General features: G+C 70.9%; 11 protein-coding genes and 1 pseudogene. 10 read left to right on the forward strand and 2 right to left on the reverse strand.

The genetic code is table 11. The features are described 5' to 3' along the window. Positions 1–47 precede the first annotated feature (47 nt). A complete protein-coding gene (locus ABT360_RS04110) occupies positions 48–476 on the reverse strand; it encodes an Rrf2 family transcriptional regulator (protein WP_351810558.1) in 429 nt (142 codons plus the stop codon). Positions 477–1,003: 527 nt separating this feature from the next. Between ABT360_RS04110 and ABT360_RS04115 the strand changes: the two are divergent. The 6 genes and pseudogenes from ABT360_RS04115 to ABT360_RS04140 all read left to right on the forward strand — a co-directional run. Next, a pseudogene (locus ABT360_RS04115) lies at positions 1,004–1,096 on the forward strand (hypothetical protein); the annotation flags it as partial. A 67-nt stretch (positions 1,097–1,163) separates the two neighbouring features. Further along, positions 1,164–1,319, forward strand: a complete 156-nt coding sequence (locus ABT360_RS04120) for a hypothetical protein (RefSeq protein ID WP_351810577.1) — start codon at positions 1,164–1,166, stop codon at positions 1,317–1,319. Between the two features lie 414 nt (positions 1,320–1,733). Further along, entirely contained in the window at positions 1,734–3,197 is a 1,464-nt protein-coding gene (locus tag ABT360_RS04125; RefSeq protein WP_351810561.1) for a xanthine dehydrogenase small subunit, read from the forward strand. Further along, positions 3,194–5,635, forward strand: a complete 2,442-nt coding sequence (gene xdhB / locus ABT360_RS04130) for a xanthine dehydrogenase molybdopterin binding subunit (protein WP_351810295.1) — start codon at positions 3,194–3,196, stop codon at positions 5,633–5,635. The genes ABT360_RS04125 and xdhB overlap by 4 nt, the downstream gene beginning before the upstream one ends. 1 nt (position 5,636) lies before the next feature. Beyond that, positions 5,637–6,446 carry a xanthine dehydrogenase accessory protein XdhC gene (gene xdhC, locus ABT360_RS04135; RefSeq protein ID WP_351810564.1) on the forward strand — a complete coding sequence of 270 codons (810 nt, stop codon included), beginning with the start codon at positions 5,637–5,639 and terminating at the stop codon, positions 6,444–6,446. A gap of 318 nt (positions 6,447–6,764) precedes the next feature. Then, entirely contained in the window at positions 6,765–7,739 is a 975-nt protein-coding gene (locus ABT360_RS04140) for a poly(ethylene terephthalate) hydrolase family protein (protein WP_351810296.1), read from the forward strand. Here the strand turns inward: ABT360_RS04140 and ABT360_RS04145 are convergent. Beyond that, positions 7,717–9,048 (reverse strand): flavin-containing monooxygenase, encoded by a 1,332-nt coding sequence (locus tag ABT360_RS04145; RefSeq protein WP_351810299.1) that lies wholly within the window; start codon positions 9,046–9,048, stop codon positions 7,717–7,719. The genes ABT360_RS04140 and ABT360_RS04145 overlap by 23 nt on opposite strands. Before the next feature lie 188 nt (positions 9,049–9,236). On the opposite strand from ABT360_RS04145, the gene ABT360_RS04150 reads away from it, so the two are divergent. The 4 genes from ABT360_RS04150 to ABT360_RS04165 are packed head-to-tail and all read left to right on the forward strand — an operon-like array spanning position 9,237 to position 13,976. Continuing rightward, the gene (locus ABT360_RS04150) at positions 9,237–9,890 is read left to right on the forward strand and encodes a TetR/AcrR family transcriptional regulator (RefSeq protein WP_351810302.1); all 654 of its coding nucleotides are present in this window, start codon (positions 9,237–9,239) and stop codon (positions 9,888–9,890) included. Continuing rightward, entirely contained in the window at positions 9,887–11,605 is a 1,719-nt protein-coding gene (locus ABT360_RS04155; protein ID WP_351810304.1) for a GMC family oxidoreductase, read from the forward strand. Before ABT360_RS04150 ends, ABT360_RS04155 begins: the two co-directional genes overlap by 4 nt. Beyond that, positions 11,602–12,222: an acetoacetate decarboxylase family protein gene (locus ABT360_RS04160; protein WP_351810307.1), complete on the forward strand. Its 621-nt coding sequence runs from the start codon at positions 11,602–11,604 to the stop codon at positions 12,220–12,222. Before ABT360_RS04155 ends, ABT360_RS04160 begins: the two co-directional genes overlap by 4 nt. Positions 12,223–12,260: 38 nt before the next feature. Next, positions 12,261–13,976, forward strand: a complete 1,716-nt coding sequence (locus ABT360_RS04165) for an AMP-dependent synthetase/ligase (RefSeq protein WP_351810310.1) — start codon at positions 12,261–12,263, stop codon at positions 13,974–13,976. The last annotated feature ends 20 nt before the right edge of the window (positions 13,977–13,996 follow it).

Raw genomic sequence — 13,996 nt, forward strand, 5'->3', positions numbered from 1 at the left:
TGTTACAACAAGCGGTATGGCGACGACCCGACGCAGGGCCCCGTCGGCTAGTTCATCAGCGTCTCGCGAAGGACATCGGCGATCGACGTGTCCGCGAGCTCCTGCCGCATGACCTGCTCGACCCGGCCGTAGACCTCGCCCAGGGCGGGCCGGATGCCCCGGCCGACCGGACACTCCTGATTGGGCTCGGTGTGGTGCAGGCCGAACGGAGGCTGCGCACCGACGGCGTCGTACACCTCGAGCAGAGTGATCTCCTCCGGCCCACGGGCCAGGCTCCAGCCCGCACCGGCGCCATGGCGGACCTCCACCAGCCCGGCTCGCCGCAGGTCACCGAGGCTGCGCCGGATGATCACGGGGTTGGTGTTGATGCTGGCGGCGACCTGCTCCGAAGTGAGAACCTCCTGGCCGCGGCGGTGCGCCAACGCCAGCCAGGTCAGCGCATGGGTCGCGATCGTCAATCGGCTGTTCGCCGCCATCACTTCCTCCTCGCTGCAACAGATGCTGTTACAGCATAGCGGTGGATGGGGAGGGCGGTCGGAGAACAGCATCCATGAGCCACCTTGCTGCTCTTCTTGCGAACCACCGGGCGCCCTGGACGACCGGTGTGCCGGCAGCCCGGACGGCCAGTCTCAGCGACGAGGCCGTCCGTCGCCGCGTCCTCCACGGCGGCGACCAAGCCACTGCATCGGAGGGTTTCCGGTCGGCTCTCTGGTCCGTCGGACTCGTAGCGCCCTCGCCGCTGACGTCACATGGCCGCCCGCACTGGGGGTTGCCCCCGTGTGCATGGTCCCGCCGGCTCCATGGTCCCTCCCACCGCCTCTTCCTACGATCGTTGTGCACGCGGCGCGTCGGGGAGCGCACGGCGTCGCGCACGGGTGGGGCCGTCTTCATGTGCGGTGACCGATGCCGGCCCGCGGGCGGCTGGCCCAAGGACCCGGAGACGTACTGGAACATCGCCCGCAGTCGGGACACCCAGCCTGTGTTCGGCCCGCTCGTGAACGACATGACGGCGCCCTGCGCGTTCTGGAAGTCCCAGCCCCGCGAGCCTGTCACCCGGATCGGCAACGGGCTGCCGGTCCTGATGCTCCAGGCCCGGCAGGACAACAACGTTCCGTACGACGGCACTCTCGCACTGCACCGCAAGCTCAAGGGCTCGACGCCTGGTGACCGCGGACATCCGGGCGCGCGGCATGTACGGGCGCGGCGCCGAGGGCAAGACAGCGGTCCCGCGCGCCGACCGGGCCGTCAACACCTACCTGCGCGACGGAACGATTCCCACCGCGGACCTCACCTGCGCCGCGAAGGGAACTGCACGATGACCGTCAGCAGACAACAAACCCACGGCGGCGCACCGGCCTCGAAGCAGATCGGTCCGCCAGAGGCAGAGGCCGACCTCTTGACCGCGGTGGCGCCAGCCACTAATTTGCGGTCAACGTCGACCCATGACGACCGAGAGGAGGCGACCAGCGGATGTACATCAGCTCTGATCTGAGTCGCCTCGCCCACAGCACGGTCTGGGTTCCGGGTCGTATCGCGCACGGCTGCTGACTACGCCGTTCTGATGTGCCCGGCCGTGGCACATTCCTGGTTTTCCTTCACCACCTCATGGCACGTCGCTGTTGCGTGCCACTTCGCGCCCGCTCCTGTCACGCGGCGCCTCTGAACACAGAAAGCTGCCTGAAATTGGCCAACATGACGAACCGATCCATCGCGCACCGAAACGAAGGCCTGTCATGGTAGCGGCGCGGATCACGGTCAACGGAAAAGAAGCACCCATTTCACCGGCTGCGCCCCACACCACAGTGCTGGATTTCCTCCGCGAGCGTGGCCTCACCGGCACCAAGGAGGGTTGCGCCGAGGGTGAGTGCGGCGCCTGTTCGGTCCTGGTGGCCCGCCCCGGGGTGAACAAGCCCACCGACTGGGTGGCGGTCAACGCCTGCCTGGTCCCGGTCGCGGCGCTCGACGGCCAGGAGGTCATCACCTCCGAGGGCCTCGCCACCGCCGGTGAACCCGGCACGCCACCCACCCTGCACCCGGTGCAGGAGGAGATGGCGGTCCGTGGCGGCTCCCAATGCGGCTATTGCACGCCGGGATTCGTCTGCAGCATGGCCGCCGAGTACTACCGGCCCGACCGCTGCGCGCACACGGATCCGGCCGACGGCACCGACCCCGAGCACGGCCCGAACGGTTTCGATCTGCACGCGCTGAGCGGAAACCTGTGCCGCTGCACCGGCTACCGCCCGATTCGCGATGCCGCGTTCGCCGTGGGGGAACCCACCGACGACGACCCGCTGGCGCGGCGTCGCGAGCAGGCCCCGCCCGCACCGACTGCCACCGAATACGCCCAGGACGGGCGCGTGTTCGTGCGGAAGGGCACCCTGGCCGAGACGCTGCGGTTGCTGCGCGAACGGCCCGACGCGGTGGTGGTCGCCGGCTCCACCGACTGGGGCGTGGAGGTGAACATCCGTGCCCGCCGAGCGGATTGCGTGGTCGCCGTCGACCGGCTGCCCGAACTGCGTGAGCTACGAGTCGGACCCGAGTCCATCGACATCGGTGCGGCGCTGACGCTCACCGAGATCGAACGCCGCCTCCAGGGCGGCGTCCCGCTGCTGGCGGAGCTGTTCCCGCAGTTCGCGTCCCGGCTCATCCGCAACGGTGCGACCCTCGGCGGCAACCTGGGCACCGGCTCCCCCATCGGTGACAGTCCGCCGGTGCTGCTCGCGCTGGAGGCATCGGTGGTGCTCGCCGACGCCGACGGTGAGCGCGAGGTCCCGCTGGCGGACTACTTCACTGGCTACCGGCAGAGCGTGCGCCGTCCCGGCGAGCTGATCCGCACCGTGCGCATCCCACTGCCACTGTCGCCGGTCGTGGCCTTCCACAAGATCGCCAAGCGGCGCTTTGACGACATCTCCAGCGTGGCAGTCGCATTCGCGCTCGACATCGAGGACGGCATCGTCCGCAAGGCACGCATCGGCCTGGGCGGTGTGGCCGCCACTCCGATCCGCGCGCTCGCCACCGAGGCGGCCCTGGAGGGCCGGCCGTGGGCGCAGGAGACTGCCGAGGCCGCGGCCCTGGTGCTGAAAACCGAGGGCACACCGATGAGTGATCACCGCGCCAGCGCCGACTACCGCTCCGCGATGCTCGGCCAGAGCCTGCTGAAGCTGCACGCGCGAACCACCGAGGCGGTGTCGTCATGAGCCATCTGTCCGAGCGTCCCGAGAAGCCTGTCGTCGGTGTCCCGATGCCGCACGAGAGCGCCGCCCTGCATGTCACCGGCACCGCTCTCTACACCGACGACCTGGTCCACCGCACCAAGGACGTGCTGCACGCCTACCCGGTCCAGGTCATGAAGGCCCACGGTAGGATCACCGCGCTGCGTACCGAGCCCGCGCTGGCCGTGCCCGGTGTGGTCCGCGTGCTGACCGGTGCCGACGTGCCCGGCGTCAACGACGCCGGGATGAAGCACGACGAACCGCTGTTCCCCGACGAGGTCATGTTCTACGGGCACGCGGTCGCCTGGGTACTCGGCGAGACCCTGGAGGCGGCCCGGCTCGGTGCGGAGGCCGTCGAGGTGGAACTCGACGAACTGCCCTCCGTGATCACGTTGCAGGACGCGATGGAGGCGGACAGCTTTCACGGCGCTCGGCCCGTGATGCTGACCGGCGACGTCGACGCCGGCTTCGCCGACTCCGCGCACGTGTTCACGGGTGAGTTCCAGTTCTCCGATCAGGAGCACTTCTACCTCGAGACGCACGCGGCGCTGGCCTACGTCGACGAGGCCGAGCAGGTGTTCGTCCAGAGCAGCACCCAGCATCCTTCGGAGACCCAGGAGATCGTCGCGCACGTGCTCGGTCTGCACAGCCACGAGGTGACCGTGCAGTGTCTGCGGATGGGCGGCGGCTTCGGCGGCAAGGAGATGCAGCCGCACGGGTTCGCGGCAGTCGCCGCGCTCGGCGCCAAGCTGACCGGCCGGCCGGTCCGGCTGCGGCTCAACCGGACGCAGGACCTGACCATGTCCGGCAAGCGGCACGGATTCCACGCCGCGTGGAAGATCGGCTTCGACGCCGACGGCCGTATCCGGGCCCTGGACGCCACCTTGACCGCGGACGGCGGCTGGAGCCTGGACCTGTCCGAGCCGGTGGTGGCCCGCGCGCTGTGCCACATCGACAACACGTACTGGATCCCCAACGCGCGCATCGCCGGCCGCATCGCCAGGACGAACAAGGTCTCCAACACCGCCTTCCGCGGCTTCGGCGGACCCCAGGGCATGCTGGTGATCGAGGACATCATGGGGCGGTGCGCGCCGCTGCTCGGCCTGGATCCGATGGAGCTGCGGGAGCGCAACTTCTACCAGAAGGGTCAGTCGACGCCGTACGGACAGCTGGTTCTTCAGCCCGAACGCATCTCCGCCGTCTGGCAGGCGGTCCAGGAAAACGCCGGCATCGCCGATCGCAGGCGCGAGATCGCCGCCTTCAACGCCGCGCACCGGAACACCAAGCGGGCACTCGCGCTCACGGGCCTCAAGTTCGGGATCTCGTTCAACCTCACCGCCTTCAATCAGGGCGGCGCGCTGGTGCTGATCTACAAGGACGGCTCGGTCCTGATCAACCACGGCGGCACCGAGATGGGCCAGGGCTTGCACACCAAGATGCTGCAGGTGGCCGCGACCACACTGGGCATCCCGCTGCACAAGGTGCGGCTGGCCCCGACCCGGACCGACAAGGTGCCCAACACCTCCGCCACAGCCGCCAGTGCCGGGGCGGACCTCAACGGCGCGGCGGTGAAGAACGCCTGCGAGCAGTTGCGCGAGCGGCTGCTCCAGGTGGCCGCCACCCAGCTGGGTTCCAACGCCTCGGACGTGCGCATCGTCGAGGGCGTCGCGCGCAGCCTGGGCAGCGACAAGGAGCTGGCCTGGGACGACCTGGTGCGTACCGCGTACTTCCAGCGAGTCCAGTTGTCGGCGGCCGGTTTCTACCGGACCGAGGGGCTGCACTGGGACGCGAAGACCTTCAGGGGCTCGCCGTTCAAGTACTTCTCCCATGGCGCCGCCGCGGCCGAGGTGGAGGTGGACGGCTTCACCGGCGCCTACCGCATCCGGCGGGTGGACATCGTGCACGATGTCGGCGACAGCCTGTCCCCGATGATCGACATCGGTCAGGTCGAGGGTGGTTTCGTGCAGGGCGCGGGTTGGCTGACGCTCGAGGACATGCGCTGGGACGCCAGTGACGGGCCGAACCGGGGCCGGCTGCTCACCCAGGCCGCGAGCACCTACAAGCTGCCGAGCTTTTCGGAGATGCCGGAGGAGTTCAACGTCACGCTTCTGGAGAACGCCACCGAAGAGGGCGCGGTATACGGGTCCAAGGCGGTGGGTGAGCCTCCGCTGATGCTGGCGTTCTCGGTACGAGAAGCGTTGCGGCAGGCCGCCGCCGCGTTCGGGCCGGGCGGGGTCAGCGTCGAGTTGGCCTCGCCCGCCACGCCGGAAGCGGTGTACTGGGCGATCCAGGCGGCCCGCCGGGCCGATGCCTCCCCGAACGGTTACGCCCACCAGGGGCTTGTCACCCATGGGCACACCGGAGACGGGAACGCCGCCAGCAGCAGGATGCGAACCGATGCAAGAACAGCGAGCGGTGCCTGACATGACGTGGGTCGCCGCGGTCGCACGGTTGCGAGCACGCCGGGAGGCCGGCGTGCTGGTGACCGTCGCGACCGTGCGCGGCCATGCCCCGCGCGACGCCGGTGCGAAACTCGTCGTGGGGCGGACCGGGACGTGGGGCTCGATCGGCGGCGGCAATGTCGAGGCCGTCGCGATCGATCGGGCCCGGGAGATGATCGCCGCGTCCAAGCCGGAGCCGGAGCTGATCGATTTCGCCCTGAACGACAAGGTGACCAACCAGCACGGCGTGCAGTGCTGCGGCGGCACGGTCTCGGTGCTGCTCGAACCGCTGCCGGTGGTACGGGCGGTGGCGATCTTCGGCGTCGGGCACGTCGGGCTGGAACTGGCGCGCATTCTGGCACGTCAGGACCTCGACCTCCATCTGGTCGACAGCCGCTCCGACGTTCTCACCGAGGAGCGGCTCGATGTGCTGGCGGACGCGGTGGCGCAGGTGCACGTGCACCACACGCCGCTGTTGCCCGAGGAGGTGCTGGAGGAGTTGCCGCACGGCACCCACATCCTGATCATGACCCATGATCACGCCGAGGACGCCGCCCTGTGCGACGCCGCCTTGCGCACCACCCATCTCGGCTCCATCGGGCTGATCGGGTCGGCGGCCAAGTGGGTGCGGTTCCGTAAACGCCTCGTCACCGAGGGCGGTCACGACGAGGCCACCATCGACCGGATCAAGACCCCGATCGGGCTGTCCGGAATCACCGGCAAGGAACCCGCGACGATTGCGGTGAGCGTCGCTGCCGACCTGCTGCGCACCTTCGAAACCGAGGGGAACTGACTCCCGCCGGATCGACAAGGGTGCCCCGCGCTCGTGCGAACGCACGTACGCGGGGCACCCTTTCGGCGTGCTCCCGGCGTGTGCGGGGGACGTCAGCGGCTCTGGGCGCAGGGTGCGCGCACCCCCGCGGGAGCGCGGCCGGAGCGCGTACGGCAAGTGGCTCCGGGCGGTTGACGCACGCGTCCCCGTGACAGTTAACTGCGTGTAGGGAAACAAAGTTTCTGCAAGAGGAACACGTGGCCCGGCGGGTCCGGAATGATCGCGGTGCTCGACCCGCCGGACGCCTCTTCGTCATCCCACTCGAGGATCGGGGTCCCGATGGCACGTCCATTTCCCTTCGTCTCGCACGGCCGTCGTCGCGGCATCGTCGTGGGGCTCATGAGCGTCGCGCTCATGGCGGCGCTCGGAAGTCCCACCGAAGCCCGCGCGGCCGTGACGCCTGAGAACCCGACGACGTTCCCGACCGGCTCGTACGCCGCCAGGGTCGGCGTGGATGCGGCGGACGTGTACTACCCGGCGACGACGAACCGCGGGCTGCCGGTCGCGCTCCTCCTCCAGGGCGCCAACGTCGACAAGTCGCACTATGCGGGATTCGCCCGTACGGTCGCCGCCTTCGGGTTCGTGGTCGTCGTTCCCAACCATGAGCGCCCCGTGTTCGGCGTGCCCGGACTGTGGGCGTCGTCGGACCAGGCACTCACGGCGGTCGCCTGGGCCGAAGCGGAGAACGCCCGGGTGGGCAGCCCCGTCGCCGGCCGTATCGACACCGGCACGCTGACGCTGCTGGGACATTCGTTCGGAGGGGCGGCGGGCCTGTCCACTCTTCAGGGGCAGTGCGTGCCGCCCTTCTGCGCAGGGTTGCCGCCCGGGGCGGTCAAGCCGGCGCAGCTGAAGGCCGCCGCCTTCTTCGGTACGAACGGCGTGCCGCGGGGCGGCGGGCCGGTCGGCCCCATCGACAACGCCGGTGTGCCGGTCGCCCTGGTCCAGGGTGACGCGGACGGGGTCGCCGCGCCCGTGGCGGCGCGGGACACCTACCGGGCGCTGTCCTTCAAGCCCAAGGCGCTGGTCGGCCTGCACGGCGCCAACCACTTCGGGATCACCGACGTGCAGAACCCGCCGGGCGCGGCCCCGGACGCCTCTCCGCAGACCCTGGACCAGACCGAGGGCATACGGGCCACCGGCCGGTGGTCCGCCCTGTGGCTCAAGGCGTCGCTGGGGGACCCCGTCGCCGCCTCCTACGTGCGGTACTGGGGCGACGCCACGGACCGGAACGTCACCGTGGAGCAGGCGTACTGAGTGCACGGCGGCGGCGCTCCGCCCTGATCTCGCGGAGGTACGCGAGGGCGTCGACCTGGATCGTGTGACGCGAGGAAGCGACGTACCGGCGTGCCGTACGGGCCCGGTACGTCGCGATCTCGCGGCGCATCGCCGCTCGCCCGGGCAGCGTGCACCTCCCCTCGATCAGGTCGGCCACCCAGTGCGACTGCGCTTCGGCGAGCGGCATGATCGCTCCCAGCGGCTGGACGAGTCCGATGAAGTACAGGCCGGGGTGATCGGGGTCCACCACCCGCCGGTAGAGCCCGATGTCGTTGCCGGCCGGGTCGATGAGCTCGCGGCTGAGGAAGGGGAAGCTGATGGCGTAGCCGGTGCAGTGGACGATCGCGTCCACGGTCTCGCGCGACCCGTCGGTGAAGAGCACCTGGTCACCGTCGAGGCGCTCGATCATCGGCTTGACGGTGATGTCGCCGTGGCCGAGCCGGGACAGCAGGTCGTCGGAGATCGTCGGGTGGGCCGCCAGGACGCGGTGGGCGGGGACGGGCAGGCCGTAGTCGCTCAGCCGGCCACGGCTGAGCCGCAGCAGCAGCTGGAGCCCCCGGTCCTGGACGGCGAGCGGCGCGCGGGCCAGCCAGGAGCCGGTGAGATGGTCGGTGGGGACCCCGAAGAGGTACTTGGGCAGGATGTGGGCGCCGCGCCGCATCGCGAGGAAGGTCCGCCGGGACACCCGCGAGGTCTCCACGGCGATGTCGCACGCGGAGTTGCCGATTCCGAGGACGAGGACCCGCTTGTCGGTGAAGGGCTCGGGCGTCCTGTAGTGGTGCGAGTGCGTCTGGGACCCGGCGAAGGAGTCCGAGCCGGGCAGCGGCGGCTCGGGCCAACGGGGCTTCCAGTGATGGCCGTTGGCGACGAGTACCGCGTCGTACGAGCGGGTGGTCGCCTCCTCGGTGTCCCGGTGCCGGGTGGTGACGGACCAGGGGCGGCCGGCGGGTGACGGCTCGACGCCGGTGACCTCCGTCCGGAAGGTGATCGACGGGCGCAGGCCGAAGTGGTCGACGAACTCGTCGAAGTACCGCGCGATGTGGAAGTGGCTCGGATAGACCGGATACGCCTCCGACATGGGGAAGCAGGCGTACTCCATGACCTGCCGCGACGTGTTGATGTGCAGGGAGCGGTACGCCGAGGACATGCCGTTGTCGTTGAGGTAGCGCCAGTTGCCGCCCACCTCGGAGCCGGCCTCGTAGCAGTCGTACGGGATCTTCCGCTCGGCGAGGACCTGGCAGGCGGCGATGCCCGACGATCCCGCTCCTATGACACAGACGCGTTTCATCACGAGCCTTCCGACGAGAGACGCACGAGGGTGACCACGCGGTCATGTGACCGGGTGGTCATAGGGTGGGACCGGAACTGATGGATTGTCAATCAGCCTGTGTTGCATGGGCGTTGACATCGGCCGGTGCGTTGGCGACGATGACCGGGCGGTCACATGACCGCCCGGTCATAGAGCGGGAGCACCCCATGCCCACCTCCACCTGGACGCACCTCTCGCCCGCCCGGCGCGAGCGGGTCCTGGTCGCCGCGATGGACGAGTTCGGCACGCACGGCTACTCCACGGGAAGCCTCAACGTCATCGCCCGCGCGGCGGGAGTGGCCAAGGGATCCCTCTTCCAGTACTTCGCGGGCAAACTCGACCTGTTCACGTACGTCGCCGAACAGACCTCGCTGCGCATCTACGCGGCCATGCAGCCGTGGCTCGACGGATACGACGGGACGAAGGAGTTCACCACCCACCTGACCGACGCCCTGGAAGCCTGGGTCGACTACTTCGCCACCCACCCCCTGGAGCGCGGCGTCACCGCCGCCACCAACATGGAGATGGACCCGGCCGTCAGGGAAGCCGTGCGCGCCCCCGTCCACGGCCTCTACCTCGCCGGGCTGCGGCCCCTCGTCCAGCGCGCCGTCGAGACCGGGGACATCCGCGAGGACGCCGACACCGACGCCCTGCTCTCCCTGCTCCTCCTGCTCCTGCCGCACATGGCGCTCGCCCCCTTCACGCCGGGCCTCGCCGGCCCCGTCGCCTTCACCGAGCACCGGCCCGGGGCACGGCGCGCCGCGATCGAGAGGCTGGTGATCCCCCTCATGGCCGGTTTCATGACGAAGGAACGCCCATGACGGCGACGGCCTTCGACTACGACGTCCTCGTCATCGGCTCCGGGTTCGGCGGCAGCGTCACCGCGTTGCGGCTGACCGAGAAGGGCTACCGCGTCGGCGTCCTGGAGGCCGGGCGCCGCTTCGACGACGCCGACTTCCCCCGTACCTCGTGGCACGTGCGCGACTACCTCTTCGCGCCCCGGCTCGGCTGCACCGGCATCCTGCGCATGACCCTCCTCGGTGATGTGCTCGTGCTCACGGGAGCGGGCGTCGGAGGCGGGTCCCTCGGTTACGCGGGCACCCTGTACGAGCCGCCCGCCGCCTTCTACGAGGGCTCCCACTGGGCCTCCCTGACCGACTGGCGCACCGAACTCGCCCCCTACTTCGACCAGGCCCGCCGCATGCTCGGCGTCACCCTCAACCCCTTGGTCACCGCCTCCGACCACGTACTGAGGCAGACCGCGCGCGACCTGGGCCGCGAGGAGACCTTCCGCCCCACGCCGGTGGGCGTGCACTTCGGGCCGCCCGGCAGCGCGCCCGGCACCGTCGTCCCCGACCCCTACTTCGGCGGCGCGGGACCCGACCGGGCCGCCTGCCTGCACTGCGGGGCCTGCATGACCGGCTGCCGGCACAACGCCAAGAACAGCCTGCCCAAGAACTACCTCGGTCTGGCCGAGCGCAACGGAGCCCACGTACACGCGGAACGCACCGTCACCGACGTCCGCGCCGCCGGGGACGGCTGGGCCGTCACCTCCGTACGCACCGGCCGGGCCCTGCGGCGCCGCAAGCGGACCCTCACCGCGCGGCACGTCGTCTTCGCCGCGGGCGCCCTGGGCACCCAACGCCTCCTGCACCGACTGCGCGACACGGGGGCGCTCCCGGGGCTCTCCCCGCACCTGGGGCGGCTGACCCGCACCAACTCCGAAGCGGTGCTCGCCGCCCGCTCCCGCGACCGGCACGCCGACTTCACCCGGGGCGTGGCCATCACCTCCTCCGTCCACCTCGACGACACCACCCACGTGGAACCGGTCCGCTACGGACGCGGCAGCAATCTGCTGGGCCTGCTCGGAGCCACCCTCGTGGACCCCGTGCCCGGCCGCTCCCGGCTGCTGCTGGGCCTGGCCGCCATGGCGAAGAACCTGCGCGACCTGCCCGCCCTGCACGACCCGCGCCGCTGGGCGCAGCAGTCCCTCGTGCTCCTCGTCATGCAGACCCTCGACAACTCGGTCACCACCTACACGCGACGGAGCCTGCTCGGGCGCCGGCTCACCAGCCGGCCCGGCGAGGGCGATCCCAACCCCACCTGGATACCCGCCGGACACCGGGCCGCCCGGCAGGCCGCCCGCCGGATCGACGGCATACCCTGCGGCACGTGGGCCGACCTCTTCGACATCCCCACCACCGGCCACCTCATCGGCGGCTGCACCATCGGGGCCACGAGCGACACGGGCGTCGTCGACCCCTACCACCGGGTGCACGGCCATCCCGGCCTGCACGTCGTCGACGGCTCCACCCTCTCCGCCAACCTCGGCGTCAACCCCTCCCTCACCATCACCGCCCTCGCCGAACGCGCCACCGCCCTGTGGCCCAACAAGGGCGATCCCGACCCCCGGCCCGCCCCCGGCGAGCCCTACCGCACCCTGGCACCCGTCCCCCCACGCACGCCCTCCGTGCCGGCCACGGCACCCGCCGCGCTGCGCCTGGGACGGGCCGCCGGCCGAAAGGACCCACCGTGACGGCCTACCCGCCCGAACCCTGGCACCTCGCCGGGCAGATGTACCTGTCCCTGTGGCTCGTACCACGCCACGTGCTGCCGCCCGGCCTCCCGCCCGGGACCCGGCCGGTCACCGTCGCCGGGCGCTGCGTGGCCGGCGTCGCGTGGGTCGTGTACGAGCAGGACAGCGTCCTGCACTACGACGAGCTCCTCGCCGCCGTCCTCGTACGCGACGGCGCCCGCCCCCGGGTCACCATCACCGACATCTGGGTCGACAGCCCCGCCTCGATGGCCGGCGGGCGGGAGCTGTGGGGCATCCCGAAGGAGCTCGCGTCCTTCGACCTGGACCGCTCGGCCGGCCTGCGCGCGTCCGCCAAGGCCGACGACGGCCTCCTGGCCACCGCCGCCTTCGGACGCATCCGACGCCTGCCGGGCCGCTGGCCTCTCACGTACCACGTCGCCCAGACCCTCGACGGGCGGACCAGGACCAGCCCGGTGCGCACCAGGACCGGTGTCGCCCTCGCCACCGCGCGCTGGGCGGTGCCCGACAGCAGCCCGCTCGGCCGCCTCGTCCGCAGACCGCCGCTGTTCAGCCTGGTGCTGCGGGACTTCCGCCTGCGCTTCGGCGCGGAGTCCTGATCCTCCTCCCGCGTACCACCCGACGCCAAGGAGCCGCCATGTCCGAGGCCGCGACCCTCTGCGAGGCCTTCCAGCGCACCGCCGCCACCCGGGGCCCGGCCCCCGCCCTCCGTACCGTCCAGGGCGACGTCACGACCTGGGCACAGTACGCCGAACGCGTCGCCTCCGTCGCCGCCGGACTGCACGGCCTGGGCGTCCGGCACGGCGACACCGTGGCGCTGATGCTGACCAACCGGCCGGAGTTCCACGTGGTGGACTGCGCCGCCTTCCACCTCGGCGCCATACCGTTCTCGCTCTACAACACCCTGCCCCCGGACCAGCTCACCGACGTACTCGCCCGGTCCCGGGCGCGCGTGCTGGTCACCGAGTTGCGCTTCCTGGGCGTGCTGCGCCGGTCCCTCGCGGGTACGGACGTCGAACACCTCGTCACCGTGGACGACTTCGCCGACGACGCGATCGGCCTGGCCGCCGTGGAGGCCGCCGCGCCGACGGGCTTCGACTTCACGGAGGCATGGCAGCGCGTACGGCCGGACGACGTCCTCACGCTCATCCACACGTCCGGAACCACCGGCCGCTCCAAGGCCGTGGAGATCACCCACGCCGGTATGACCGCCCAACTGGACGCCACGGAGCAGCTCCTCGGCATCACGCACGAGGACAGCCACCTGTCCTTCCTGCCCGCCGCCCACATCGCCGACCGATGGGCCTCGCACTACACGAACATCCGCTTCGGTACGCGGCTGACCTGCGTACCCGAGCTCAAAAACGTATCCGCCGCCCTCACGTCCGTCCGCCCCACCCTCTTCGGCGCGGTGCCCGCCGTGTGGCAGCGGCTGAAAGCGGGGCTCGACGCGGCCCTCACCGAGGCCGACCCGGCACTGCGCGCCCTGGTGGAGGACTGCGTCGACACCGCGCGCCGGCTCCGTCCCGGCCGGCGCGCCGGAACACTGACGCCGGAACAGAGCAAGGAACTCGACCAGGCCGAACCGGTCCTCGCCGAGCTGCGCAAGAGGCTCGGCCTCGACCGCGCCCGGATCTGTGTCACCGGGGCCGCACCGGCGTCAGCGGAGCTGGTGGCGTTCTTCCACGCGATCGGCGTGCCGCTCGGCGACGCCTGGGGGATGTCCGAGCTGTCCGGCATGGCGCTGATGAACCCACCCGGCGACCCCCGGCCCGGCACCGTCGGCCGACCGGTACCCGGCGCCCGCATACGCGTCGCCGAGGACGGCGAACTGCTGGTGAACGCACCCTTCCTGATGCGCGGCTACCGCGACGAGCCGGAACTGACCGCGCAGGCCGTGGACTCTGACGGCTGGCTCCACACCGGTGACGTCGTCGGCGTCGACGACGACGGGAACGTCCGCATCATCGACCGCAAGAAGGACATCATCATCAACACGGGCGGCAAGAACATGTCCCCCACCCGCATCGAGACCGTCCTGCTGGAGTCCTCGCCCTTGATCGGCCACGCCGTGGTCATCGGCGACGGGCGCCCCCACAACGTCGCCCTCATCGTCCCGGACCGCGAAGCGGTCACCGCCAGGGCGGCGACCTGCGACCTCGACGGTCAGATCGCCGCCGCCGTCGCGGACGCCAACACCCGGCTCTCCCGCCCCGAACGGATCCGCGCCCACGCCGTCCTCCGGGAGGCGTGGGAACCCGGCGGACCCGAGCTCACCGTGACCCTCAAGGTGCGCAGGGGAACGGTGGAGCAGCGGTACGCGCAGCTCGTCGAGTCGCTCTACGCCCACTGAGCCGGCGGGGGGCGGACAAC

It is taken from the genome of Streptomyces sp. NPDC000229, assembly GCF_040300825.1.
Lineage (GTDB): Bacteria > Actinomycetota > Actinomycetes > Streptomycetales > Streptomycetaceae > Streptomyces.

Excerpts from the sequence above, each read along its gene's own strand:
- ABT360_RS04145 (WP_351810299.1), bottom strand. The coding sequence starts at position 9,048 with ATGAAACGCGTCTGTGTCATAGGAGCGGGATCGTCGGGCATCGCCGCC.
- ABT360_RS04165 (WP_351810310.1), top strand. The coding sequence starts at position 12,261 with ATGTCCGAGGCCGCGACCCTCTGCGAGGCCTTCCAGCGCACCGCCGCC.
- ABT360_RS04125 (WP_351810561.1), top strand. The coding sequence starts at position 1,734 with ATGGTAGCGGCGCGGATCACGGTCAACGGAAAAGAAGCACCCATTTCA.
- ABT360_RS04150 (WP_351810302.1), top strand. The coding sequence starts at position 9,237 with ATGCCCACCTCCACCTGGACGCACCTCTCGCCCGCCCGGCGCGAGCGG.
- ABT360_RS04110 (WP_351810558.1), bottom strand. The coding sequence starts at position 476 with ATGGCGGCGAACAGCCGATTGACGATCGCGACCCATGCGCTGACCTGG.
- ABT360_RS04140 (WP_351810296.1), top strand. The coding sequence starts at position 6,765 with ATGGCACGTCCATTTCCCTTCGTCTCGCACGGCCGTCGTCGCGGCATC.
- xdhC (WP_351810564.1), top strand. The coding sequence starts at position 5,637 with ATGACGTGGGTCGCCGCGGTCGCACGGTTGCGAGCACGCCGGGAGGCC.
- ABT360_RS04155 (WP_351810304.1), top strand. The coding sequence starts at position 9,887 with ATGACGGCGACGGCCTTCGACTACGACGTCCTCGTCATCGGCTCCGGG.
- xdhB (WP_351810295.1), top strand. The coding sequence starts at position 3,194 with ATGAGCCATCTGTCCGAGCGTCCCGAGAAGCCTGTCGTCGGTGTCCCG.